Raw genomic sequence first — 23,824 nt, 5'->3', positions numbered from 1 at the left:
CCTCCGTGTGAAGCAGGGGATTCCGACATTCACGAGTGACCGCCGGTGCGGGGAGAGGGTTGTGCCCCGGTTTGCGGAGTTCACGGTTCCGTCGGGCAGTGTTCAGTCGCCCCGACCGATGCCGAGCCAGGCGCCGTACAGGCCGCCCATCGCGACGACGACGATCGCGAGGGAGTTCGGGGGGACGCCGATGAGCAGCAGGACGATGCCGGTTGCCAGGACGGCGAGGAAGGCGAGCAGGTCGAGGGTGCGGGGGTGTGTGCGCTTGGGCGCGGGCATGGTCGTTCCTCGTTTCTCCGTGGGTGGGGTGCTGCGAACAGCCTGCGCAGGACGGCGATTTGTCCTCAACCGCGATGTGGAAGTGCCTGACCATGGGCCCTGCGGTGCCGGACAATGCCCTTTGTCCGTGGACATATGGGCATCGGGACCGGGGGACAGATGACCGAGCAGCAGTTACCCCGTCGGGCCGGCCGGAAGTTCGGCCCGGTGCGCGCGGACACGGAGGAGTACACGGCCCTCGCCACGTTCCTGCGGAAGCGGGTGGAGGCTGCGGGGATCACGGTTCAGGCGCTGGCCGACGCGGGCGTGACCGGTCTGAGCAAGTCCGCGATCAGTGAGCGGCTGGCGGGGGCGAAGCTCGACGCCGGGTTCGTCACGGCGGTCGTCGAGGCGTGCACGGCCGCGCCCGGACTACGGCCGAGTCGCCAACGCCTGCTCGCCGAGGGTCTCGATCTGCTGGCCAGGGCGGAGAAACGGCGTACTCCGGTCAGCAGAAGTGTGGCGGTGTCCGCCCAGGCCAGAACGATCGAGCTGTACGAACAGTTGGCGTCCCTCAACCAGGTCCGGTACGAGTCCGAACTGGCCCTGCGCGACGCCACCGCCCTCGCGTCCGTGCTGTCCGTGTGGGTGGTCGTCCTCGCCGACGAGGTGGAACACCTCACCCGGGAACGGGAGTTGACCATGACAGCGGTCCCGCCCGACCTGCCGCGTCTCCGGAGCATCGACTCGGAACTGACCCGCACGATCGAACGCCGCGACCGCACCAGCGCACGGCTGGCCCGCACCGAGCGCGACCGCCAACTGGCCACCGCACTCTTCGCGGAGGCCATGACCCGAACCCGGGCGATTCGTCGCGAGCGGGGGACCGCGCGGCTTCCGGCGCCGGGCGCGGAGGAAGTCGCCCCGCAGAGCGGCTACGGCGACGACGTGGACGCGGCCCTGGAACGGGCCGAGGCGGTCGGCCAGGCGATCGCCGACCGTCTGCGCGGTGCCGTGACCGCATTGGACGACGGTGCGGAGACGCTCGCGCTGTCCAGCGCGGACAATGCGGACAACGGCTCGACCAGCACGGACGGCACGGACAACCCGCTGTGGTGGGACATGTTGGGCGAGGTGCCGACGAGCGCGTTCACCTGGGCCGAGGAGACGGCGGTCGCGCTGCTGGCCACGCGGGACCCGGCGGACCCGGCCTTCGACGCACTCGTACAGAACCGTCGTCCACATGAGGTCATGCTGCTGGCGGACCGGCTCCTGGCGCATCGATGGGCGGAGGGTTCCGTACGGCTGCGGGCCGTGCTGGCGCTCTCCTTGCCGACGGAGGAGCTCGCGCGACTGGTTCTGGCGCTGACCACGAGGTCCGGTCCCATGCGGCGGGCCGAGCAGGGTGCGCAGATGCTGCTGGCAGCCGCGCTGCGGCGCACACCGAGCGACGTGCTCTCCCTGGCCGTGCATCTGGCCGGTGTCGGTGACGAACTGCCGAGGATGGTGCGATCAGGAATCACCGCGTTCGTCCGACGACCACGGGCGGATGTCACGGACTACCTGCGGGAGCAACTCGACCAGGGCCGCCGCCTGAGCGTGCACAACAACTTCGTGATCCACGCCGTCGTCCGCGAGTGGCCGACCGAGGAGATCCTCGCCCTGGTGGACGAGTTGTGGGACGGGGACGGCCAGGAGAGCGACTTCGGCTGGCTGCTCTTCGGCGCGCTGCCCCGACCCCCGTTCGCCCAGACCGAGTTGCTGCTGCACCTGTGGACCAAGGTGCCTCGCGTGTATTTCGGCGAGATGTTGTCGGGCGTGTACCAAGGCGAGTGGAAGGAGCTGGCCGACGCCGTGGCGGCCCTGCACCGGGAGTGGCCGCCGCCCCTCGACCGCGCCGCTCGGGAACTGGCCGCGGAAGTGATGCCTCTGATCATCCGCAGGGAGTCACTGGAGGGACTCGACCTGATCGCCAGAGGGATCGCCGTGCACCAGCTCTCCCCGGAGCTGGTCTTCGAGCCCTACCGAGCCCTGCTCACCCCGGAGTTCATGAACCGCCCCGAGACCGAGACCTGAGGCCCCACCCCCCTCACACCCGAACTCCGCCCACACCACCTTCCCGAAGTCCCGTTCCCGCACCCCCCACTTGTCCGAGAGCGCCGCCACAAGCAGCAACCCCCGCCCACCCTCATCCGTACCGCCGGGATGGTCGCCGACGCGCGGAACCCCACCCCCGCTGTCATGCACCTCCGCATGCAACACCCGCCCGTCGCACCGCAGCACCAGCCGGAACTGACGCCCCGGCGGCACCCCGTGCACCAGTGCGTTGGTCGCCAACTCGCTTACGCAGAGCAGTACATCCGCACCGCGCGAGGTCCCGGCGAGCCCCCACGCGGTCAGAAACGCGTGAGCGAAATCCCTGGCGGCGGGAACGGACCGGCGTTCGCGCCGGAAGAACTTCTCACTCAGGTTCACGGGACAAGAGTTGCGCAACGTCACTACCGTTGACAGGGCGTGAGCCCGGGATCCGTTTTTGTACGGGTGGAGTACGGGTTCGCGCGGGGTCCGAAACGGGTGGATGTGGGGAGCACCACAGAATGAACTCCAAGAAGAACCGCTCGGCGATGCGGCTACTGGGCTCACAGGTGAAAGCAGCCCGCATGGCCGCCGGGCTGACACAACGCCAGCTCGCCGAGCGGGCGATGGTCGACGAGGAGACGATCGCGTCGGTGGAGCAGGGCAGGCGCCGGCTGATGCCCACGCTCGCGCGGACGCTGGACGGGATCCTCGACACGAAGGGGACGTTCGAGGCGGGAGTCGAAAACCTGCCGGAGATCGACCAATTCCCGCTCTACGCCGAGGAGTACATGCTGCACGAGCGCGAGGCCATCGCCTTGTCCTGGTACGACAACGCGGTCATCCCGGGCTTGCTCCAGACCACGGAGTACGCCCGCGCGGTCCTGGCGGAACGCATCCCGGCGTACGACGAGGACGAGATCGCGGCGAAGCTGGCGGGCCGAATCGAGCGCCAGGAGATCCTGCAGCGCAAGAACCCGCCGACGATGAGCTTCGTGATCTGGGAGCCGGTGCTGCACCTCGGCATCGGCACACCGGAGGCCCGCCGCGAACAGCTCGCTTTTCTGCGCGAGTGCGCCGAACTCCCGGGCCTGGCACTCCAGATCCTGCCGATGAACACGGCCGCGCACGCTGGTCTCGACGGCCCCTTCACACTCCTGGAGACACCGGACCACCAGCAGCTCGCCTACACAGAAGGACAGCGCGGCAGCCAGTGGGTCGCGGACCTCGACGAGGTATCCAGGCTGGCGCGCAAGTATGCAATGCTGCGGTCACAGGCCCTGTCACCACAGGAGTCCAGGGGCCTGCTGGACCGTCTGCTAGGAGATCAATGAGCACCGCACTTCAGTGGTTCAAGTCGAGCTACAGCGGCAGCGAAGGCGGCCAGTGCCTCGAAGTCGCCTACGCCTGGCGGAAGTCGAGCCACAGCGGCAGTGAGGGCGGCGCCTGCGTCGAGGTCGCCACCTGCCCCCACACCATCCACATCCGCGACTCCAAGAACCCCGAAGCCGGCGGCCCCACCCTCCAACTCACCCCCACCACCTGGGCCGCGTTCACCACCACCCTCTAGTCGGTCCCCCGCTGTCAGTGCTCGCCTCTACAGTTTCTGGCATGGCGACCCTTCCCAATCCGCTGCCGAAGCTGGCGGCCGACCCGAGCGGCAGTTCGCTCGGGCTTGTGCTCCCTCCCGGGAGTCTGATCGACGTGACGGACGAAGGCCCGTCGGACGAACCGCTGTTGTGGCGCGCGGACGGACCGGCGGGGCCCGGTGACTACGACACGCTCCAGGTCGCCCGCCGGACCGCCGGGCTGCTCCCCGTGCTGGTGGACGTCGGCGGAGACCAAGGCGGCCTGGCGGACTGGCAGTTGATGCCCGACGAGGTGTCGTACCCCGGGGACCATGACGCCGAAGAGGTCCTGGAGGAGTTCTGGGAGGAGTGCGCGGCCGACGAACTCTTCGGCGAGCAGGCGACGGACGCCGAAGAGGACGAGACGATCTCCCCGTACGGCCCCGAGTGGCCGGGCCTCGCGCCCGCCACGTCAACGGAACGGGAGTCGGCCGTCGACCCCGACGCCCGCGCCGCCGAGATCGCCGACTCCCTTACGGAGAGCGGCTCCTGGCTCAAGGAACCGCGCCTCGCCCTGGTCCCGGCCCGCCGCAGCGCGGACATCCCGGCGGCGATCGGCTGGTCCGGTGCGGTCAACTACGAGGGTGACGTGGCCCGGCTGTGTGCCGTCCTGCGTTCCTGGGAGGACCGCTTCGGCATACGCGTCGTGGCGCTCACCTTCGACCAGTTGGTGCTGTCGGTCGCGGCCCCGCCCACGACCCAGGCCGAGGCCGAGGCGGTCGCCGCCGAGCACTTCGCCTTCTGCCCCGACAACATCACGCAGGGCCACCACGAGACGCTGCGCGCGTACGCCCAGCAGGAGGTGCTCAACCAGCAGGTGTGGTCCTTCTGGTGGGACTGACCTGAACTCCGCTCCCCGCTCAGTTCAGCAACGTCATCCCCTCCGGCGCCTCGATCCCGAACTCCTCCTCCAGCACCCGCCGCACCTCCCCCTCGTCCGTCAACTCCCGCACGCTCACCCCGCCGTCGACCCGCGTCTCGGTCAACAGGCGCCCGTGCAGCAGGAGATGGCGGTCGAGGGTGACGCGCTGGACGAAGAGGCGCTGGGTGAAGGGGGAGCGCGGGTTCGTGGCGATGTGCCAGTTGATGACGTCGAAGTCGACGTGCTCGAAGGGGTCCAGGGTGAAGACGTACTGCGCCTGCCAGGCCCCGCTGACGTACGTCTCCAGCGCCCACAGCTCCAACGGCCCCCGATGCGCGGGCACCTGGACGAACCGGTGCCTGCGCCCCGCGCCCTCGAACTCCCCGCCGAGCGCCAACGGCACCGGTTCCAGCAGCGCCCCGATCGCCCCGAACCCGACGTCGGCCAGATACGGCCGCGGGTCGCCGGGCACCTCGACGAGCAGCGTCATATGGGTGCGCGGGCGGCTCTCGATCCGGTCCGTGCCCACGACCACCCGCGCCGTCAGCAGGGTCACCCCGAAGCCCAGCGCCCGCAGCGCGACGGCCAGCAGCGTGTTCTGCTCGTAGCAGTAGCCGCCGCGCGGGCTGTGCAGCAACTTGGCCGTCAGGTCCGGCAGTTCGAGGGAGGGAGCCGTCCGCCGCAGGGCGTCCAGGTTCTCGAACAGGATGCCCCGCATATGCGCGAGATGCACACCCCGCAGCGTCTCCGCGTCGGGCCGCCGCTCCCCCTCCCAACCGATGTGCGCGAGGTAGTCGTCGAGGTCGAAGCCATCACTGTCGGACATGCCTCCAGCCTAGGCAACGCACCGCGACACCCCGCGCCGCACCGCACCGCACGGCTCACTGCTGCGTCGCCGGCTCCAGCGCCTCCACCGCCGCTGCCGCCGCCGACGAGTCGGGGCCGTAGAAGATGTCGATGTCGACCTCCTCGCCGCCCATCGTCAGGGTGTCCCACGCGCCGCTGAGGACGAGCATGCGCAGGGTCCTGGACTCCAGCGTCCCGAGCCGCTCCAGGATCGCCTCGTCGTCCGGCATACCGGGCAGGCGGGGCGCCAACCTGTCCCGAATCGCCGCCATGCGTGCCAGCAGGGTCGCCGTGTCCGCCTCGCGGTCGGGTTCCTCCTCGATGCCGTCGATGCCGTGGTCGATGATGTCCTTGATCGCCCAGGTGACGCCCTGGTCGTCGGTGGTGACCATCGCCTTCCAGGCCCGGCTCTTGTGCCGGTACTGGAGCATCGACATGGCCGCTTCGTGCCGTAGGAAGTCGGCGTCGCGGAACGGGCGGCCGTTCCAGGCGCTGTTGAGGGAGCGGGCCAGCGAGATCGCCGACGCCAGGCCGCTGTTGAGGCCCCGGCCCGGCCAGAAGTGGATGGAGTTCGCCGCGTCGCCGAGCAGGAAGCCGTAGGTGCCGGGCGAGTTGACGGTCGGGGGCAGCAACTCGGCGGAGAAACGCGGGCGTTGCACCATGTCCAGGCGGAAGCTGGTGACCGCGGACAGGTCCTGGGACTTGACGTCGAAGAGCCGCAGCCCCTCGTGCACCCGCTTCCACAAGGGGGAACCCTTGATCAGCGCGGGCAGGAACAGCGTGCCGTGGGTCGCGCACTGGAAGTCGCCGTGCTCGTCGCGGTTCATCAGACACGGGCGGGAGGCGATGCACTCCTCGAAGACCCGGCGGACCGGGTCGATGCCGATGACCTCCGCCAACTCGGCGTCCGTCAGCCGCATGTTGAGGAAGCCCTCGCCGCGCAACGAGTTGAGCAGGAAACGGTTCTGAGCGACCGTCAGGAGGATGGCCATGGGGTCCGGCAGTTCCGACTTGACGCGCAGGCCGAGGACGACGTCCCGCAGGTGGACGCCGTCGAGGGAGTAGATCGACTCGTCGGCCTTGCCGAAGCGGGCGGCGAAGTGCTCGCGCGTGCGCGACCGGCCGCCGTCGCAGATGGCGAGCACATGCTGCGAGGCGAGTTCGTCGCGCTGTTCCGCCGGGTCGAACTTGGCGGGGATCAGCCGAATGCGGTCCCGCTTCTCGTTCGCCAGCTCCAGCAGTTTGTCCTCGATGTAGGCGATCCGCATGTTGCGCGGGTGGTGGTCGCCGATCGAGTCCGGGCCCGAGGGCCACATCTCCGTGTAGTTCTCAGGGTCGAAGAGCCGGTCCTGCACGTACTGCGGCCAGGCGAGGTACTGCCGGCTCTGCACGGTCACCACCTGCTGCCGCCGTACGTTGCCCTCGTCCGCGCTCTTCCAGACGACGGTACGGCCCCGCCGACGCCAACGGCCCTCGTAGAGCGTGATCTTGACCTGGGCGCCGAGGAAGTGCTCCAGGAGCAGCGCCATGGACAGCCCGACCGGACCGCCGCCGACGACGGTGACCCGCAGCAGGGAGCCCTCGTCGGCCTCCTCCGGGTGGGTCACGGAGCGGGGCAGGTTGAGGGCCATGAGGGTCTGCATGGCGTCCGCGACCTCGAAGCGGAACTCCTGGTCCCCGATGGTGATCCCGTCCCCGGGCTGGAGCAGCCGGGACTCCACCTCCTCCCCGTTGACCTGCGTGCCGTTGCTGCTGCCGCAGTCGCTCAGGACGTAACCCTGGTCCTGGTCGAAGACGATCTCCGCATGGAAACGCGAGACGCTCGGGCTGGCGATGACGACCGTGTTCCCCGCGTTGCGTCCGAAGGTGACGCGGGTGTCGACGATCGGGATGCGCTCTCCCGCCAGCAGACCTTCACGTCCGACGAGCACCGGTGCCATGGCATTCCCTCCCAGGAATCAACTCGGCGCACTTCCAGGGGTGTTCACCGGCAACAGGGAACCCCGGTCACCATAAGCGCACTACCCCGGGAACGAATCCCCCAGTCAGGCCGCCCGCTCCCGCAGTCCCCTCCCCAGCCTCCTGAGCCCCTCCCCGATCTCCTCCGGCGTCTGCGTCACGAAGCACAGTCGCATCGTCGCGCGGTCGGGCTCCCCGGCGTAGAAGGGCGCACCCGGGACATAGGCCACGTCCTGCCGCACCACCCGCGACAGCAGTTCCGTCGTGTCGTACGACTCCGGGAGCCGTGCCCACAGGAACATGCCGCCCTCGGGACGCTCCCAACTCGACTCCTCGGGGAGGGCGTTGGCAAGACCCGCGAGCATGGCATCGCGCCGTTCCCGGTAGACGGCCGCCACCCGCGCCACATGCGCGTCGAGGTCGTTGTCCGCCAAGTACCGTGCGGCGGCGAGCTGGTTGACGGTCGGGGTGTGCAGATCGGCCGCCTGTTTGGCGACGACACAGGCCCGCAGCAGGGCGGCCGGCGCCCGCAGCCACCCGAGCCTGAGCCCCGGGGCCATCACCTTGGAGAAGGAGCCGAGCAGGACCGTACGGTCGGCCGCACCCTCCTGCGCGGCGATCCACGGCAACCGCTCGCCCTCGAAGCGGAGTTCGCCGTAGGGATCGTCCTCCACGATCCACAGCCCGCGCCGCGCGGCGATCGCGGCGACGGCGGCCCGGCGGTCGGCGGGCAGGGTGCGGCCGGTGGGGTTCTGGAAGGTCGGCACGGTGTAGAGCAGCTTGGGCCGCTCCCGGACGACGAGTTCCTCCAGGGCCTCGGGGTCGACCCCGGCCGCGTCCCCCGGCACGGCGACGACCCGCGCGCCGGCGAACGCGAAGACCTGAAGTGCCGCCAGATAACAGGGACTTTCGACGAGGACGACGTCCCCGGGTTCCAGCAGCGCGGTCGCGAGCAGCGAGAGCGCCTGCTGCGAACCGGTGGTGACGAGGAGGTCGTCGGCGGCGGTGGGCAGTCCGCGCGCCGAGGTGCGCTCGGCGAGGGCGGTACGGAGCACCGGCTCGCCCTCGGTCGTCGCGTACTGGAGCGCCCGGGCGGGCGTCTCTGTGAGGACCGCCTGGTACGCGGCCGCGATGCCGGTGGCGTCGAAGAGTTCGGGGGCCGGCAGCCCGCCCGCGAAGTTGATCACCTCGGGGCGGGCGGTGACGGCGAGGATGTCCCGCACCGGCGAACCCCCGATCGCACGGGCGCGCGCGGCGAGCGGCGGGAGGACGGCAGGGACGGGGGCGGGTTCGGTGACGGTCATGCGGAACAGCGTAGGAAGGTACGTGCCGCCTACAAGCAGGTTTCCGCGATCCGGACGGGCACCCGTCGCGGGCGGCCGATGTCAGGCCGTCGTGCCGGTCGCCCCGTACACGTTGATGTCGTCGTCCGTCACGTCGTTGATGTCCCGGTAGGTGATCTTCTCGATGTCGTCGAGGCTGTCGAAGTACGCCTGCTCGACCACCGGCGGCGCGGGCGCCGGGCCGGGGTGCCACTGGTGGGCGGGGACCACACCGGGCTCGTCCAGGGTCAGCCCCGGGGTCTCGGTGAAGAACCGCTCGACCTCGTCCTTCGTACGGAACACGAAGGTGAACCCCCGCTCGGTGTACGTCCGTTGGACCGCGCGGGTCGGGATCGGATGCATCTCGTCGGTGAGGTGGCTGAGCACGAGATGGCTCCCGGACGGCAGCACGTCCACCAGCTCGCGCACCAGCGTGTACGCCTCCTCGTCCTCCACGAAGTGCAGGATCGCCACCAGGAGCAGCGCGATCGGCTCGTTGAAGTCGAGGGTCTTGGAGGCCTGTTCGAGGATGTCGGCCGGGCGGCGCAGGTCCGCGTCGATGTAGTCGGTACGGCCCTCGGGGCTGCTGGTGAGCAGGGCGCGGGCGTGCGCGAGCACCACCGGGTCGTTGTCGACGTAGACGATCCGCGACTCGGGGGCGACGCCCTGGGCGATCTGGTGGACGTTCTCAGCGGTGGGCAGCCCGGTGCCGATGTCGAGGAACTGGCGCACCCCGTGCTCCTGCGTCAGCCGGGTCACGGCGCGGCGCATGAAGTCCCGGTTGTGCCGGACGTCGAGATAGCCGCGCGGGTTGGCGGCGAGCGCGGCGGCGGCGGCCTGGCGGTCGACGGGGTAGTTGTCCTTGCCGCCGAGGAAGACGTCGTAGACACGGGCCGGGTGGGCCTTGCTGGTGTCGATCCTCCTTCTCAGCTCGGCGGGGTCTTGGCTGAGGGCGTCACCGGGCATGGGCGTCTCCCAGGAGAGTGGGTCGTTCAACGGACAACCAGAGCAGTGGTCAACAACCTAACTCCCGTGGGGACTTGGTGGTGCCCAAGTCCCGGGGGACGTCCCGCGTCGTGCCCGGAAGGGCGGACATCCCCGCAGGTCAGCGCGGGCGGGACGGTCCGGACGTCCCGAATCCGATGACAGCCGTAGCGCTCACGCGGTACGACCACCCAAGCTGCACCCGATGACGCGCTTCGCTTCCGCAGGAGGAACCCATGCCCGCCCGCGCCACCCGATCCCGCACCCGCGTCCGCGTCCTGGCCGCGACCACGGCCGTCCTCGCCGCGCTGCTGCTCTCGGGGTGCAAGGACGGCATGGGCGTACGCGACGAGGGCCCGTCGGGCGTGAGCCCCACGTCGGTGTCGACGGGGTCCACGCCCTGACGGGCCGGTTGGCACAGAACGATGAGGGTTACAGCTTGTTAACGGTTGAGATGTGTACACGTCAGCCGAGGGCGGGAGCAATTGGCGCCCACCTGCCCGTTTTGTTAACGCCACCGGCAAAGATTCCGCCTTGACCTTTCACGAATGCGATCGCGACGCAACCGCATGACCTTTCTCGTCAAGGGTCATTCCCTCAAATTTGAGTCATCTATGGAGGTTCTATGCCTGGCGTGAACTTGCCTTCACAGGTTCTTGACCTTTGATCTCGCTACTCGCGGCGCAGGGGGCGTCGCAGTGTGAACACAGGAGCTGTGATGAAACACAGGCTCAGACGCACGGCGTTGACGATCGCCGCCGTGCTGGCCGCCGAAACAGCGCTGGTGTCGTTGGCGACGGGGGCAGCCTTCGCTGCCGATTCCGGTACGACGACGGAAGCGACAGCGGCATCGGACACTACCAAGTCGATGGCGTCGGCAGCGGATTCGGTGTCGTCGGCGTTGCTGATGGCACGCCTGCAGGACCGGAAGATCGAGGTCCTGTCGCAGCGGACGGCTGACTCGACGACCTACGCCCTACCCAGCGGTGAACTGCAGACCTCCACCTATGCGGGCCCGATCCGGCAGAAGGTCGGCAATACCTGGCAGGACATCGACACATCATTGTCGGACACGGGGACAGCGCTGGAGCCGGAGGTGGCCGCGGCGGACATCACCGTCTCGGACGGCGGTGACACCGATCTGGCGAGCGTGTCCAAGGGAAGCAAGTCGTTCGGGCTGGGCTGGACGTCGAAGCTCCCGACCCCGACGGTCAAGGACGACACCGCCTCCTACGACCTGGGCGACGACCAGACACTGTCGGTGACCGCACTGGCCCAGGGCTTCAGCGAGAACATCGTTCTGGACTCCGCCCCGGACGGAACGCCCGAGTACCGCATCCCGCTGAACCTGGACGGACTGAAGCTGTCGGTGGCCGGCTCCGGGCACCTGCTGCTGAAGGACACGGACGGCAAGCTGGTCGCCGAGGCACCCGCCCCGATGATGTGGGACTCCAGCAAGGACGACGCCTCGGGTGAATCGAAGCACCAGGCGAAGGTCGACGCGTTGGTCGAGACCGCCGACGACGGAACCCAGACCCTCGTCCTCACCCCGGACGCCGACTACTTCACTCAGGACCTGACCTACCCGGTCACCGTCGATCCCACTTCCACCCTGGCTGTCACCACGGACACCTGGGTGGCCACCAACTACACCGACTCGCAGGTCTCCTCGACCGAGTTGAAGTCGGGGACGTACGACGCGGGTACCACCAAGGCCCGCTCCTATCTGAAGTTCGACGTGTCGGCGTTCAAGGGCAAGCACATCACCGACACCAACCTGGCGCTGTACTCGTACTACTCCTCGACCTGTGCCACTTCGGGAGCCGGTACGCAGGTGCGGCGGATCACCTCCACGTGGTCGTCGTCGGACATCACCTGGGCCGCCCAGCCGTCGACCACCGCGACCGGGGCGGTGACCAACACCGCCGCGAAGGGGTACAGCAGCTCCTGTCCCGCCGGCACGATGAACTTCGACATCGACGACATCGTGCAGGCATGGGCGGACGGTTCGTCGAACTACGGTCTGCGGATCGCCGGTGCGAGCGAGACCGACTCCACGACTTGGCGCCGGTTCCGTTCCGCCAACTATGCCTCCGGTGACAGCTCCGTCGAACCGCATCTCACGGTCACCTACAACTCGTACCCGTCAACGCCGAGTTCACCGGCGATCGCGCCCTCCCAGGTCAACGCCTACAGCGGCAAGCGATACATCACGACCTACACCCCGACCCTGTCGGCGAAGGTGACCGACCCGGACGGGTCCAGCACCAAGGCCCAGTTCGAGGTCACCAACGACCCCGCGTACACCAGCGAGGCCACGTACTCGTACACGGTGACCAGTTCCAGCGTCCCTTCCGGCAGTACGGCGAAGCTGACCGTTCCCAGCGCGAGTGCCCTGCCCGCGCAGCACATGCGGATGCGGGTGCGTGCCTACGACGGCACCGACTACGGAGCCTGGTCGTCGTACATCTATTTCGTGCCGAACGTCGCCAAGCCCGCCACCCCGACGGTCACCTGTGGCACGTACGAGCAGGACAGCTGGACTGCCAGGGCGGCATCCGCCGACACCTGCACGATCGACACCTCCTCGTCCGACGGTGCCGGCTACTACTGGGGGCTGGACGACAGCAGCCTGCCGAGGAAGCAGCTCGACACCACCAACGGCAACGGTGGTGACCCGGCGACGGTCAGCATCGATCCGGCAAACGGCTGGCACACCCTGTACGTCCGTACGGTCGACTCCGGCGGAAACCTTTCCTCAGCCACCACCGCCTACAGCTTCGGCGTCGGCGCGGACGGCGCGGCCATCACCTCGCCCGCTGACGGCGACACCACGGCCCGCCGCCTGACCCTGGCCGCCAAGGGACTGACCTCCTACACCGGGGTCACCTGGCAGTACCGGCGCGGCGAGACCGACGACTGGCACACCGTGCCGGTGGGCGATGTCACCGCCTCCGGTGACGCCGTCTCCTCCTGGCCGGTCGCCGTCACCTCCGGCACTGCGACCAAACTGGTCTGGAACACGGTCAGTTCGCTCTCCGAGGACGGCTCGATCCAGCTGCGCGCCGCCTTCACCGACGGCACCACCACCGGGCACTCCCAGACTGTCGAGGTCACCCTGGACCGGGACGCGGGCACCGCGCCGACCGCCGCCGTCGGACCGGGCGAGGTCAACGAACTCACCGGCGACTACACCCTGGATGCCACCGACGCGTCCGGGTTCGGCGGGAGCGTGGAGCGCACCTACTCCTCGCGCGCCAACGACACCGACGAGGAGGGCCAGGCACAGATCTTCGGTCCGGGCTGGGTCTCCTCCGTCTCGGCCGCGGCGAGCGACTACACACAAATCCGCAAGACCTCCGCCACGTCTGTCGAACTCCTCTCCGGCGATGGCGGCGCGACCGCCTTCACCCTGAAGTCGGACGGCAGTTGGGCACCGGAGACCGGCGCCGAGGACCTGACCCTGACCGGCGCTCTGTCGGGCTCGAAGTTCACCCTGACCGACACCGACGCCGACACCACGGTGTTCGCGAAGGCCGCCGACGCGGCCACCACCTGGACGCTGTCCTCGTCCGCGACCGCAGTCGACGACACGACGGTCACCACCGTTTCCGAGACCGTCGCCTCGGGCGCTGAGACGCTGGCTCGTCCCAAGTACGTGATCTCGCCGACCAGCGCCGTCAAGGCGGCCGCCTGCCAGGCCGATCCCACCACCAAGGGCTGCCGGGTGCTGGAGTTCGTGTACGCGGACACCACCACGGCCACCAATTCCGCGCTCGGTGACTACAAGGGGCAGGTCAAGGCGGTCAAGCTGTGGGCCACCGACCCCGGTGCCTCGGCCGCGACCGCCGAGACCCTCGTTTCGTACGCCTACGGAGCGTCCGGCAAGCTGCGCCAGGTCTGGGACCCGCGGATCAGCCCCACGCTGAAGACGGAGTACGCCTACGACTCCGACGGCCGCGTCGCCACCCTCACCGAACCGGGTGAGCTGCCCTGGACGTTCACCTACGGCAAGGTCGGCTCGGCGCTGACCTCCGGGTCCGGCATGTTGCTCAGCGCCTCCCGCCAGGCCCTGGCCGAGGGCACCGCCGGCACCACTTCCGGCACGGCGACCACCACGGTCGTCTACGACGTCCCGCTGTCCGGCTCCACCGCCCCTCACCAGATGGACGCCGACACGGTCGCCACCTGGGCCCAGAACGAGGCCCCGACGGACGCCACCGCGATCTTCCCGGCCGACAGCACCCCTTCCTCCACCACCGGCGGTGACCTCGCCTCCGACTCCTACGACCGGGCGACCATCGCCTACATCAACTCCAACGGCGAGGAGATCGACACCGCGAGCCCCGACGGCTCGATCAGCACAACCGAGTACGACGAGTACGGCAACGTCACCGCCGAACTCACCGCGGCAAACCGCAAGTTGGCCCTCGGCACGTCGGCCGGAGCCGTCGACGAACTGGCCGAACTCGGCCTGACCGGCCTGTCCACCGCCGATCGCGCCCAGCAGCTGGCCGCCATCTCGCAGTACTCGGCCGACGGCACCCGCCTCACCGACGAGTACGGCCCGCTCCACCAGATCGCTCTCACCGAGGAACTGGCAGGCTCCACCACCGACTCCACCCTGGCCGCCGGTACGGTTCTCCCGGCCCGCGCCCACACCTCGTACACCTACGACGAAGGGCGGCCGGACACAGCCGCAGTCTCAGGTCTCGTGACATCCATCGCGAGCGGGGCGGCCGTCGCCGGCTACGCCACCGACGCCGACACCAAGGAGTCGACAGCCACGTACGACTGGGCCACCGGCCAGCAGAAGGCCACGACCGGCGGAGACCCCGGCACCACCGTCAGCACGTACGACGCCGTCGGCCGGGTGGCCACCACCCGCACCGCAGGATCCTCCGGGTCTGACGCGGGCACTCTCGCGTACACCTACTACAGCGCGGACGCCACGGGCACCTGCGCCTCCGCCGAATGGGCCGGGCTGCTCTGCAAGACCTCGCCCGCGGCCACGATCACCAATGGTGGGGACAACCCCGACGAGGCAGTTACCACCGTCTACACCTACAACCGCTGGGGTCAGATCTCCGCCAAGGCCGAAACCGCGAACGACGTGACGCGGACGACCACCTACACGACGGACAGCGCGGGTCGCGTGACCAGGACAGCGGTCACCGGCGGCATCGGTGAGGGCACCCCCATCACCACGTTCACCTACGACGAGACCACCGGACAGCCCGCCACCCAGACCGCGAACAGCCAGACCATCGCCCACACCTACGACGCCCTGGGCCGGCAGATCTCTTACGACGACGGCGCGGGCAACACCACAACCACGTCGTACGACGTCCTGGACCGGACGGTGAAGACCACCGACTCGGCTCCGTCGACCAAGACCTACACCTACAACACCGCGGGCGACCTGAAAACTCTCACCGACTCGGTAGCGGGTACCTTCACCGGCACCTACGACGCCGACGGCACCCTCACCGCCGAGACGCTGCCCGGCGACTACACCCTGACCCTCACCATCAACCCGGCCGGACAGCAGACCGACCGCGTGTACGCGGCCTCGGACGGCACCACCGTCGCCTCCGACACCGCGGACTTCGCAGTCACCGGCAAGCAGGCCGACCACATCCGGACCGATGGCTCGACCACCCAGACCGACTTCACCTACGACACTGCCGGCCGCCTCACCCAGGCCGCCGACACCACCGCCAGCGGCTGCACCACCCGCGCCTACACCTTCGACGCGAACGGCAACCGCACGGCCCTGACCACGAGTTCGGACGACTGCGACAGCAGCACCTCCGACACCACCGCGGCCGCCACGTCGTACACCTACGACTCGGCCGACCGTCTGGTGAACTCCGGCTATGCGTATGACGCCTTCGGCCGCACCACGACCAGCGGCAGCGCGGCCCTGGCGTACTACAGCAACGACCTCGTCCACACCGAGACCGTCGGCAGCAGCCGCAACGTCTGGAGTCTGGACGCAGCCGAACGCCTCGCCGTCCGGAAAACCCAGGAACAGGGCACGGACAGCAGCTGGACCACAGGCACGAGCACGACGAATCACTACAGCGACACGTCGGACAACCCGTCCTGGACGTCCACGGGTGGCACTGTCAGCCGCAACGTCCAAGACCTGACAGGCCAACTGGCCGCCGTCACCTCGGTCACCGGCGACACGATCCTGCAACTCGCCGACCTCCATGGAGACATCACGGTCCAGCAACCGCTGGACACCTCTGTGGCAAGCACCGTCCAGCACTATGACGAGTACGGCAACGCGGACGCGGACACCGCGGACACGCTCTACGGCGCCCTGGGCAGCTACCAGCGGGCAGCCGGCACGCTCAGCGGAGTGGTTCTCATGGGTGCCCGGCTCTTTGACCCCGCCCTGGGACGGTTCCTCAGCACCGATTCGGTATATGGCGCGAACACCGACGCGTACACGTATCCCGCCGATCCGGTGAACAGGTTCGACCTTGACGGGCGCAAGCCGATCGCCAAGTACAACAAGACGAACTTCTCCTGCGGCTACTTCCACTGCACCATGAAGCTCAGCCGGAAGCACGCCAGCATGCTCCGGGACGCCCTCGACAACGGCCTACCGAAAGCAGGTGCGATCGCGGGTGCCGTAAAGGCCCTCGACAAGGCCATGACCTGGGGACAAGCGACTCTGGTCGGAGCCCTCATCGCCGCAGCGGCAGCTTGGACCTCGTGGTACATCGGGTACGTGATGAGCTGGTATCCACGACGTGGAATCGAGTTCGTCTACCTGAGACTCCCTCCCTACTACAACTACATCTGGCACCAGTAGGCCACCACTGGCAAATAGCGCGAGCGTGACCAGGTAATCGGCGGCGGAAGGGTCCATACCCTCCCGCCGCCGAGTTCTGTGGTGAGCCGGTCCAGACGATCACGACCGCGGGGCGGTACCAGACCCGTCCAAACGTCGCTGCTATGTGGAGATCACGCCGCGTCAACGACCACAAGAACCGATGCGGGACCTGCCCCGTATCCCTCGTCCGCATCCCGGTTCAGCGCAGCTTCTGCGCCGCCTCCACCGCCCAGTACGTGAGGATGTTCCGCGCCCCGGCCCGCTTGATCCCGGTGAGCGTCTCGAAGATCGCCCGGTCCCGGTCGACCCAGCCCTTCTCGGCCGCGGCCTCGATCATCGAGTACTCGCCGGAGATCTGATAGGCGGCGACGGGGACGTCCACGGCCTCGGCGACCTTGGCGAGGATGTCGAGGTAGGGCCCGGCCGGCTTGACCATCACCATGTCGGCCCCCTCCTCCAGATCCAGCGCCAACTCCCGCATGGACTCACGGGTGTTGGCCGGGTCCTGCTGATACGTCTTGCGGTCGCCCTTGAGCGAGGAACCGACGGCCTCGCGGAACGGGCCGTAGAACGCGGACGAGTACTTGGCGGTGTAGGCGAGGATCGCGACATCCTCCCGCCCGATCTGGTCGAGCGCGTCCCGTACGACCCCGATCTGCCCGTCCATCATCCCGCTGGGCCCGACGACGTGGGCGCCGGCGTCGGCCTGCACCTGAGCCATCTCGGCGTACCGCTCAAGGGTGGCGTCGTTGTCGACGCGGCCGTGCTCGTCGAGCACCCCGCAGTGCCCGTGGTCGGTGGTCTCGTCGAGACACAGGTCGGACATGACGAGCAGCTCGTCCCCGACCTCGGCCCGTACATCCCGCAACGCGACCTGGAGAATCCCGTCCGGGTCGGTCCCCGGCGTCCCGAGAGCGTCCTTCTTGCTCTCCTCGGGCACCCCGAACAGCATGATCCCGGAGATCCCGGCGGCCACGGCCTCGGCGGCGGCCTTCTTCAGACTGTCCCGCGTGTGCTGCACCACCCCGGGCATGGCCCCGATCGGCACCGGCTCACTGACCCCCTCCCGCACAAACGCCGGAAGAATGAAGTCAGCGGGGTGCAACCGGGTCTCGGCGACCATCCGCCGCATGACGGGGCTGGTCCGAAGCCGCCGGGGGCGAGAGCCGGGAAAGGATCCGTACGTCGTCATGGGTTCTACGCTACGCCCGCCACATGGGCACCTTTGCCGACGGTGAGTCGGTGATCAGGGTGCACAGAATCAGCCCGTTGGGGGTCCCCCCTCTGGGGGAGTTTGAGGACGAGGCCCTTTCGGGGCCGAAGCGGGGGTGTGGGGGCGCAGCGCCCCACGGACGCCCGCCCCCACACACCTCCAGCCGAACAAACAACCTCAGGTGGTCCGACGCCGCCGCGCACCCGGCCGACGCTCACTCGGCCGCGTCACCGGATCCCCCGCCTCCTGCGCCGCCGCCCGCCGCCGCAGACCGAAGTTCGCCAACGCCTCCGCCAGCTTGTGCACGGACGGCTCCGGAGCCATCACGTCCACCCGCAGCCCGTGCTCCTCGGCGGTCTTCGCCGTGGCGGGACCGATACACGCGATCACGGTCACGTTGTGCGGCTTGCCGGCGATACCCACCAGGTTCCGCACCGTGGAGGACGACGTGAAGAGAACGGCGTCGAAGCCACCCCCCTTGATCGCCTCCCGCGTGTCCGCCGGCGGCGGCGACGCCCGCACCGTCCGGTAGGCGGTCACGTCGTCGACCTCCCACCCGAGGTCGATCAACCCGGCGACCAAGGTCTCCGTGGCGATGTCGGCCCGCGGAAGGAAGACGCGGTCGATCGGGTCGAAGACCGGGTCGTACGGCGGCCAGTCCTCCAGCAGACCCGCCGCGGACTGCTCCCCGCTCGGCACCAGGTCCGGCTTCACACCGAAGGCGACCAGCGCGTTGGCGGTCTGCTCCCCGACCGCGGCGACCTTGATCCCCGCGAACGCCCGTGCGTCGAGCCCGTACTCCTCGAACTTCTCCCGCACGGCCTTGACCGCGTTCACCGAGGTGAAGGCGATCCACTCGTACCGGCCGGTCACCAGCCCCTTGACCGCCCGCTCCATCTGCTGAGGCGTCCGCGGCGGCTCGACGGCGATCGTCGGCACCTCGTGCGGAACGGCCCCGTACGACCGCAACTGGTCGGAGAGCGACGCCGCCTGCTCCTTCGTGCGCGGCACGAGGACCTTCCAGCCGAACAGCGGCTTGGACTCGAACCACGACAACTGGTCGCGCTGCGCGGCGGCGGACCGCTCACCGACCACGGCTATCACCGGCCGGCCGCCATCGGGCGAGGGCAGCACCTTCGCCTGCTTCAGCGTCTGCGCGATGGTCCCGAGGGTCGCGGACCAGGTGCGCTGACGAGTGGTCGTACCAGCCACTGTGACCGTCATGGGGGTGTCCGGCTTGCGGCCGGCGGCCACCAGCTCACCGGCGGCGGCGGCCACCGAGTCCAACGACGTCGACACGACCACCGTGCCGTCCGACGCCCCGACCTCGGTCCAGCAGCGGTCCGAGGCGGTACGGGCGTCCACGAACCGGACGTCCGCGCCCTGCGCGTCCCGCAGCGGGACACCGGCGTACGCGGGCACGCCGACGGCAGCGGCGACACCGGGCACGACCTCGAAGGGAACACCCGCGGCGACACAGGCGAGCATTTCCTCGGCGGCGTACGTATCTAGTCCGGGGTCCCCGGACACCGCACGCACGACCCGCCTGCCGCCCCTCGCGGCCTCCATGACAAGATGTGCCGCATCCCGCACAGCGGGTAGGCCAACGGTTGTTGACGCACCGTCAACAACCGTTAGTTGAGGCGTGCCTGTGCCCGGGAGCGAGCCCGAAGAAGGACTCGGATCCGGATGCACGACGGCTACGCCCTCTCGGGCGTGCGCACGTACGACGTCGAGCACCTCGTGCTCGGCGACGAGGACGTCCGCGTTCGCGAGCGCCTCTACGGCGCGCAGTGTGAGCAGTCCCGGATCTCCGGGTCCGGCACCCAGGAAGGTGACGTGCCCGTGTTCAGGACCGGCGGCGGGAAGAGTGGTGGGGCTCACTTGGCTTGCTCCCCCATGAGACCGGCCGCGCCCTGGGCAAGCATCTCGGCGGCGAGTTCGCGACCGAGCGCCAGTGCTTGGTCATGCGTCTCGGGCACGGGACCGGTGGTGGACAGCTGCACCGTACGCGAACCGTCGGTCGTGCCGACTATTCCGCGCAGACGCATTTCCTTGACAATCTGCCCGTCGGCCAGAAGGTCGGCCAGCGCGCCCACAGGGGCGGAGCAGCCGGCCTCCAGGGCGGCGAGCAGGGACCTTTCGGCGGTCACGGCGACCCGGGTGAACGGGTCGTCGAGTTCGCCGAGCGCCGCGATCAGGTCCGCGTTGTCCGCGGCACATTCGATCGCCAGGGCCCCCTGGCCGGGGGCGGGCAGAACGGTGTCGACCGACAGGAAGTCGGTCACTTCGTCGAGGCGGCCGATCCGGCTCAGTCCGGCGGCGGCCAGGACGACAGCGTCCAGCTCACCGTCCCGCACGAAGCCGATCCGGGTGTCGACGTTGCCCCGGATCGGGACCGTCTCGATGTCGAGGCCGTGGCCGAGCGCGTACGCGTTCAGCTGGGCCGTGCGGCGCGGGGAGCCCGTACCGATGCGCGCCCCGCGGGGCAGGTCGGTGAACTTCAGGGCGTCCTTCGCGACGAGTACGTCCCGCGGGTCCTCGCGCTCGGGTACGGCGGCGAGCACCAGCTCCGCGGGCTGCGTGGTCGGCAGGTCCTTCAGCGAATGAACCGCGAAGTCGACCTCACCGCCGAGCAGCGCGTCCCGCAGCGCGGTCACGAAGACCCCGGTGCCGCCGATCTGCGCGAGGTGCTCGCGGGAGGTGTCGCCGTAGGTGGTGATCTCGACGAGCTCGACGGGCCGTCCGGTCACCTGGCTCACGGCCTTCGCCACCAACCCGGACTGGGCCAGGGCGAGTCTGCTCCGCCTGGTCCCGAGCCTCAGTGCCTTGCTACTCATGCTGGCCCTCGGTTCTTGCTGTTCTCGTTCTCAGAGTCTTGTTGGGCCCTGGAGACGGAGGCCACCGTCTCCTGGTCGAGGTCGAACAGGGTGCGCAGCGCGTCCGCGTACCCGGCGCCGCCGGGCTCGGCCGCGAGCTGTTTGACCCGCACGGTCGGCGCGTGCAGCAGCTTGTCGACGACCCGTCGTACGGTCTGCGTGATCTCGGCGCGGTGCTTGTCGTCGAGGCCGGGCAGCCGTCCGTCGAGCCGGGCGATCTCACCCGCGACGACCTCGGCGGCCATGGCGCGCAGGGCGACCACGGTCGGCGTGATGTGCGCGGCCCGCTGGGCTGCCCCGAAGGCCGCGACCTCGTCGGAGACGATACGCCGGACCGCGTCCACGTCCGCCGCCATCGGAGCGTCCGCCGAGGCCTCGGCGAGCGACTCGATGTCCACCAGCCGCACCCCGGCCAGCCGGTGCACGGCCGCGTCCACGTCCCGCGGCATCGCGAGGTCGAGGAGCGACAACACCGGTGCGGGGCGCGGGACTTGGGCGAGCGGCTCGGGCCTGCGACGCTCGGGGATGCGTCCGACGGTCGCGGCCAGGGCGGCGAGTTCGGTGATGAGTTCGGCCTCGGCCTCGGGCGTCCGCCGGGCCGCCTCGCGCCGGTCGAGGGCGCTGCCGCCGACCCAGGCCGCGTGCTGCTCCAGCGTCGCCGCGTCCATCCCGGCCACGGCGGCCTCCCCCATCACGGAAAAGCCACTGGCCCCCTGCACCGCGGACAGGTCCAGCGGACACCCGTCCTCGGTCCCGACGGAGGTCGGCGGAAGCGTTTCTCGTACGTCGTCCGACACAGCCGTACGACCGGCCGTCGCGTCCTGCGGCACCCGGCCGCCGACCGCTTCGGCGACCGTCTCGGCGGTCAGGACCAGCCCGGTCGCACCGGTGCAGGACACGGCGACATCGGCACGTGTCAGCTCGAACGGCACCGAATCCATCGGTACCGCGCGGGCGGACACGTCCGTTCCGGGGCTCTCCGTGATGATCTGCGCGAGGCGCTCGGCACGGTCGGCGGTGCGGTTGGCGACGACGATCTCGGCGACGCCGGCCCGGACGAGGGTCGCGGCGGCCAGCGACGACATGGAGCCGGCGCCGATGACCAGGGCCCGTTTCCCCTTCGCCCAGGTCTCGACCGGCGTACCGGAAGAGAGCTGTTGGAGGCCGAAGGTGACCAGGGACTGGCCCGCGCGGTCGATGCCGGTCTCCGAGTGGGCGCGCTTGCCGACTCTGAGGGACTGCTGGAACAGGTCGTTCAACAGCCGCCCGGCGGAGTGCAGTTCCTGTGCCTTGGCGAGCGAGTCCTTGATCTGACCGAGGATCTGGCCCTCGCCGACGACCATCGAGTCGAGACCGCAGGCCACCGCGAAGAGATGGTGGACGGCCCGGTCCTCGTAGTGCACGTAGAGATAAGGAGTGAGCTCGTCGAGGCCGACGCCGCTGTGCTGGGCGAGCAGCGTGGACAACTCCGCGACGCCCGCGTGGAACTTGTCCACGTCGGCGTAGAGCTCGATGCGGTTGCAGGTGGCCAACACCGCGGCCTCGGCGGCCGGTTCGGCGGCGACCGTGTCCTGGAGGAGCTTGATCTGGGCGTCCGCGTTCAGCGTCGCCCGCTCCAGGAGACTGACCGGCGCGCTGCGATGGCTCAGCCCGACGACGAGGAGACTCATGCCGGCATCACGGCGGGGACGTCCCCGTCAGGGCCCTGCTCGGTGGAGTCGTCCCGGTGCGCGGCGGTCGGGTGCGCAGCCTGGGCGGCGGCCTCCTCGCCGGCCTTGCGCTGCTCGTGGAAGGCGAGGATCTGCAGCTCGATGGAGAGGTCGACCTTGCGCACGTCGACGCCGTCCGGGACGGTCAGCACGGTCGGCGCGAAGTTCAGGATGGAGGTCACACCGGCGGCCACAAGGCGGTCGCAGACCGGCTGGGCGGCACCGGCGGGGGTCGCGATGACGCCGATGGAGACGCCGTTGTCGCTGATGATCTTTTCCAGCTCGTCCGAGTGCTGCACCGGGATGCCCGCGACGGGCTTGCCGGCCATCGCCGGGTCGGCGTCGATGAGGGCCGCGACGCGGAAGCCGCGGGAGGCGAACCCGCCGTAGTTGGCGAGGGCGGCGCCGAGGTTTCCGATACCGACGATCACGACCGGCCAGTCCTGGGTGAGGCCCAGCTCGCGGGAGATCTGGTAGACGAGGTACTCGACGTCGTAGCCCACACCGCGGGTGCCGTAGGAGCCGAGGTAGGAGAAGTCCTTGCGCAGCTTCGCGGAGTTGACCCCCGCGGCGGCCGCGAGCTCCTCGGAGGAGACCGTGGGTACCGAGCGCTCCGAGAGTCCGGTCAGCGCGCGGAGGTACAGCGGGAGACGGGCGACGGTGGCCTCGGGAATCCCTCGGCTACGGCTCGCCGGTCGGTGAGTTCGGCCAGTTGCCACGGTGCTCCTGCGGGTAGAGCGGGGCTGTGGGCGGTCACACGTACCCAGACCGCCCCGTCGGAAGCAGGCTATGTCTTTGTGAACGCGTGCACAAAGATGGTGTCCGATTTGCCCACCCAACGTGACCGGGGTCACGCACACGCGTTCCCTACGCATTCCAGGGGGCAAAACCGCCACACTCCTCGTAATTCCCGCCCCCGAGACCAAACCGCCGTCGATCCTAAGCGACGTTCGGGTGCGCGTTGAACTACTTGGTCAGTTCCTTGCGGAGACGCCCCTCGTCGACCCTCCAGAACGTGTGCTGTTTACCGTCCACCAGGACGACCGGGATCTGCTCCCAGTACGCGTCGTGAAGGGCCTGGTCCTCGGTGATGTCCTTCTGTTCCCAGGGGACTCCGAGGTCGGCGCAGACCTTCTCGACGACGAGCTGCGCGTCCTCGCACAGATGGCAGCCGGGCTTGCGGATGAGAGTGACCAGATGACTCATGCACCCCATTCTCGCGCCACCGGTGCGCTTCT

At 69.3% G+C, this 23,824-nt stretch carries 17 protein-coding genes and 1 pseudogene; 6 read left to right on the top strand and 12 right to left on the bottom strand.

Annotation, left to right across the window (positions count from 1 at the left end; all coding sequences use genetic code 11):
• Window positions 1–102: 102 nt before the first annotated feature.
• Window positions 103–279, bottom strand: a complete 177-nt coding sequence (locus tag JHN63_RS17690; RefSeq protein WP_200682034.1) for a hypothetical protein — start codon at window positions 277–279, stop codon at window positions 103–105.
• A 159-nt stretch (window positions 280–438) separates the two neighbouring features.
• Between JHN63_RS17690 and JHN63_RS52730 the strand changes: the two genes are divergently transcribed.
• Window positions 439–2,334 (top strand): hypothetical protein, encoded by a 1,896-nt coding sequence (locus JHN63_RS52730; protein ID WP_234477285.1) that lies wholly within the window; start codon window positions 439–441, stop codon window positions 2,332–2,334.
• 21 nt (window positions 2,335–2,355) lie between these two features.
• Here JHN63_RS52730 and JHN63_RS17685 read toward each other — a convergent pair.
• Window positions 2,356–2,733: pseudogene (locus JHN63_RS17685) on the bottom strand (ATP-binding protein); the annotation flags it as partial.
• A gap of 122 nt (window positions 2,734–2,855) precedes the next feature.
• On the opposite strand from JHN63_RS17685, the gene JHN63_RS17680 reads away from it, so the two are divergent.
• Genes JHN63_RS17680 through JHN63_RS17670 form a run of 3 tightly spaced genes read left to right on the top strand, consistent with a single transcriptional unit; the run spans window position 2,856 to window position 4,803 of the window.
• Window positions 2,856–3,668, top strand: coding sequence for a helix-turn-helix transcriptional regulator (locus JHN63_RS17680; RefSeq protein ID WP_200682032.1), 813 nt, complete (start codon window positions 2,856–2,858; stop codon window positions 3,666–3,668).
• The gene (locus JHN63_RS17675; protein ID WP_200682031.1) at window positions 3,665–3,904 is read left to right on the top strand and encodes a DUF397 domain-containing protein; all 240 of its coding nucleotides are present in this window, start codon (window positions 3,665–3,667) and stop codon (window positions 3,902–3,904) included. Before JHN63_RS17680 ends, JHN63_RS17675 begins: the two co-directional genes overlap by 4 nt.
• 41 nt (window positions 3,905–3,945) lie before the next feature.
• Window positions 3,946–4,803, top strand: coding sequence for a DUF4253 domain-containing protein (locus tag JHN63_RS17670; protein WP_200682030.1), 858 nt, complete (start codon window positions 3,946–3,948; stop codon window positions 4,801–4,803).
• A gap of 19 nt (window positions 4,804–4,822) precedes the next feature.
• Here the strand turns inward: JHN63_RS17670 and JHN63_RS17665 are convergent, their stop codons facing one another.
• The 4 genes from JHN63_RS17665 to JHN63_RS17650 form a co-directional block, all read right to left on the bottom strand.
• Window positions 4,823–5,650, bottom strand: a complete 828-nt coding sequence (locus JHN63_RS17665) for an arylamine N-acetyltransferase (protein ID WP_200682029.1) — start codon at window positions 5,648–5,650, stop codon at window positions 4,823–4,825.
• Between the two features lie 55 nt (window positions 5,651–5,705).
• On the bottom strand, window positions 5,706–7,610 hold the full coding sequence (locus JHN63_RS17660) for an FHA domain-containing protein (protein ID WP_200682028.1): 1,905 nt from the start codon (window positions 7,608–7,610) through the stop codon (window positions 5,706–5,708).
• Between the two features lie 105 nt (window positions 7,611–7,715).
• Window positions 7,716–8,933: a PLP-dependent aminotransferase family protein gene (locus tag JHN63_RS17655; RefSeq protein ID WP_200682027.1), complete on the bottom strand. Its 1,218-nt coding sequence runs from the start codon at window positions 8,931–8,933 to the stop codon at window positions 7,716–7,718.
• Window positions 8,934–9,014: 81 nt separating this feature from the next.
• Window positions 9,015–9,917 carry an SAM-dependent methyltransferase gene (locus JHN63_RS17650; RefSeq protein ID WP_200682026.1) on the bottom strand — a complete coding sequence of 301 codons (903 nt, stop codon included), beginning with the start codon at window positions 9,915–9,917 and terminating at the stop codon, window positions 9,015–9,017.
• A gap of 254 nt (window positions 9,918–10,171) precedes the next feature.
• On the opposite strand from JHN63_RS17650, the gene JHN63_RS17645 reads away from it, so the two are divergent.
• Complete coding sequence (locus tag JHN63_RS17645; RefSeq protein ID WP_200682025.1) at window positions 10,172–10,339, top strand: hypothetical protein; 168 nt, start codon at window positions 10,172–10,174, stop codon at window positions 10,337–10,339.
• Between the two features lie 314 nt (window positions 10,340–10,653).
• Window positions 10,654–16,764 (top strand): DNRLRE domain-containing protein, encoded by a 6,111-nt coding sequence (locus JHN63_RS17640; protein WP_200682024.1) that lies wholly within the window; start codon window positions 10,654–10,656, stop codon window positions 16,762–16,764.
• A 220-nt stretch (window positions 16,765–16,984) separates the two neighbouring features.
• Here the strand turns inward: JHN63_RS17640 and hemB are convergent, their stop codons facing one another.
• The 6 genes from hemB to JHN63_RS17610 all read right to left on the bottom strand — a co-directional run bounded on the left by hemB (window position 16,985) and on the right by JHN63_RS17610 (window position 23,792).
• Window positions 16,985–17,977 carry a porphobilinogen synthase gene (gene hemB / locus JHN63_RS17635; RefSeq protein WP_200682023.1) on the bottom strand — a complete coding sequence of 331 codons (993 nt, stop codon included), beginning with the start codon at window positions 17,975–17,977 and terminating at the stop codon, window positions 16,985–16,987.
• A gap of 198 nt (window positions 17,978–18,175) precedes the next feature.
• Window positions 18,176–19,882 carry a uroporphyrinogen-III synthase gene (locus JHN63_RS17630; RefSeq protein WP_200682022.1) on the bottom strand — a complete coding sequence of 569 codons (1,707 nt, stop codon included), beginning with the start codon at window positions 19,880–19,882 and terminating at the stop codon, window positions 18,176–18,178.
• On the bottom strand, window positions 19,879–20,838 hold the full coding sequence (hemC, locus tag JHN63_RS17625) for a hydroxymethylbilane synthase (protein ID WP_200682021.1): 960 nt from the start codon (window positions 20,836–20,838) through the stop codon (window positions 19,879–19,881). The genes JHN63_RS17630 and hemC overlap by 4 nt, the downstream gene beginning before the upstream one ends.
• Window positions 20,835–22,547: a glutamyl-tRNA reductase gene (locus JHN63_RS17620; RefSeq protein WP_200682020.1), complete on the bottom strand. Its 1,713-nt coding sequence runs from the start codon at window positions 22,545–22,547 to the stop codon at window positions 20,835–20,837. The genes hemC and JHN63_RS17620 overlap by 4 nt, the downstream gene beginning before the upstream one ends.
• Window positions 22,544–23,305 (bottom strand): redox-sensing transcriptional repressor Rex, encoded by a 762-nt coding sequence (locus tag JHN63_RS17615; RefSeq protein ID WP_200682019.1) that lies wholly within the window; start codon window positions 23,303–23,305, stop codon window positions 22,544–22,546. The genes JHN63_RS17620 and JHN63_RS17615 overlap by 4 nt, the downstream gene beginning before the upstream one ends.
• Window positions 23,306–23,552: 247 nt before the next feature.
• A complete protein-coding gene (locus JHN63_RS17610) occupies window positions 23,553–23,792 on the bottom strand; it encodes a glutaredoxin family protein (protein WP_234477284.1) in 240 nt (79 codons plus the stop codon).
• Window positions 23,793–23,824 lie beyond the last annotated feature (32 nt).

The organism is Streptomyces sp. MBT65 (genome assembly GCF_016612545.1).
GTDB lineage: Bacteria > Actinomycetota > Actinomycetes > Streptomycetales > Streptomycetaceae > Streptomyces.
The sequence above is the reverse complement of the archived record's forward strand: the minus strand, read 5'-3'. Positions and strand labels throughout refer to the sequence as shown.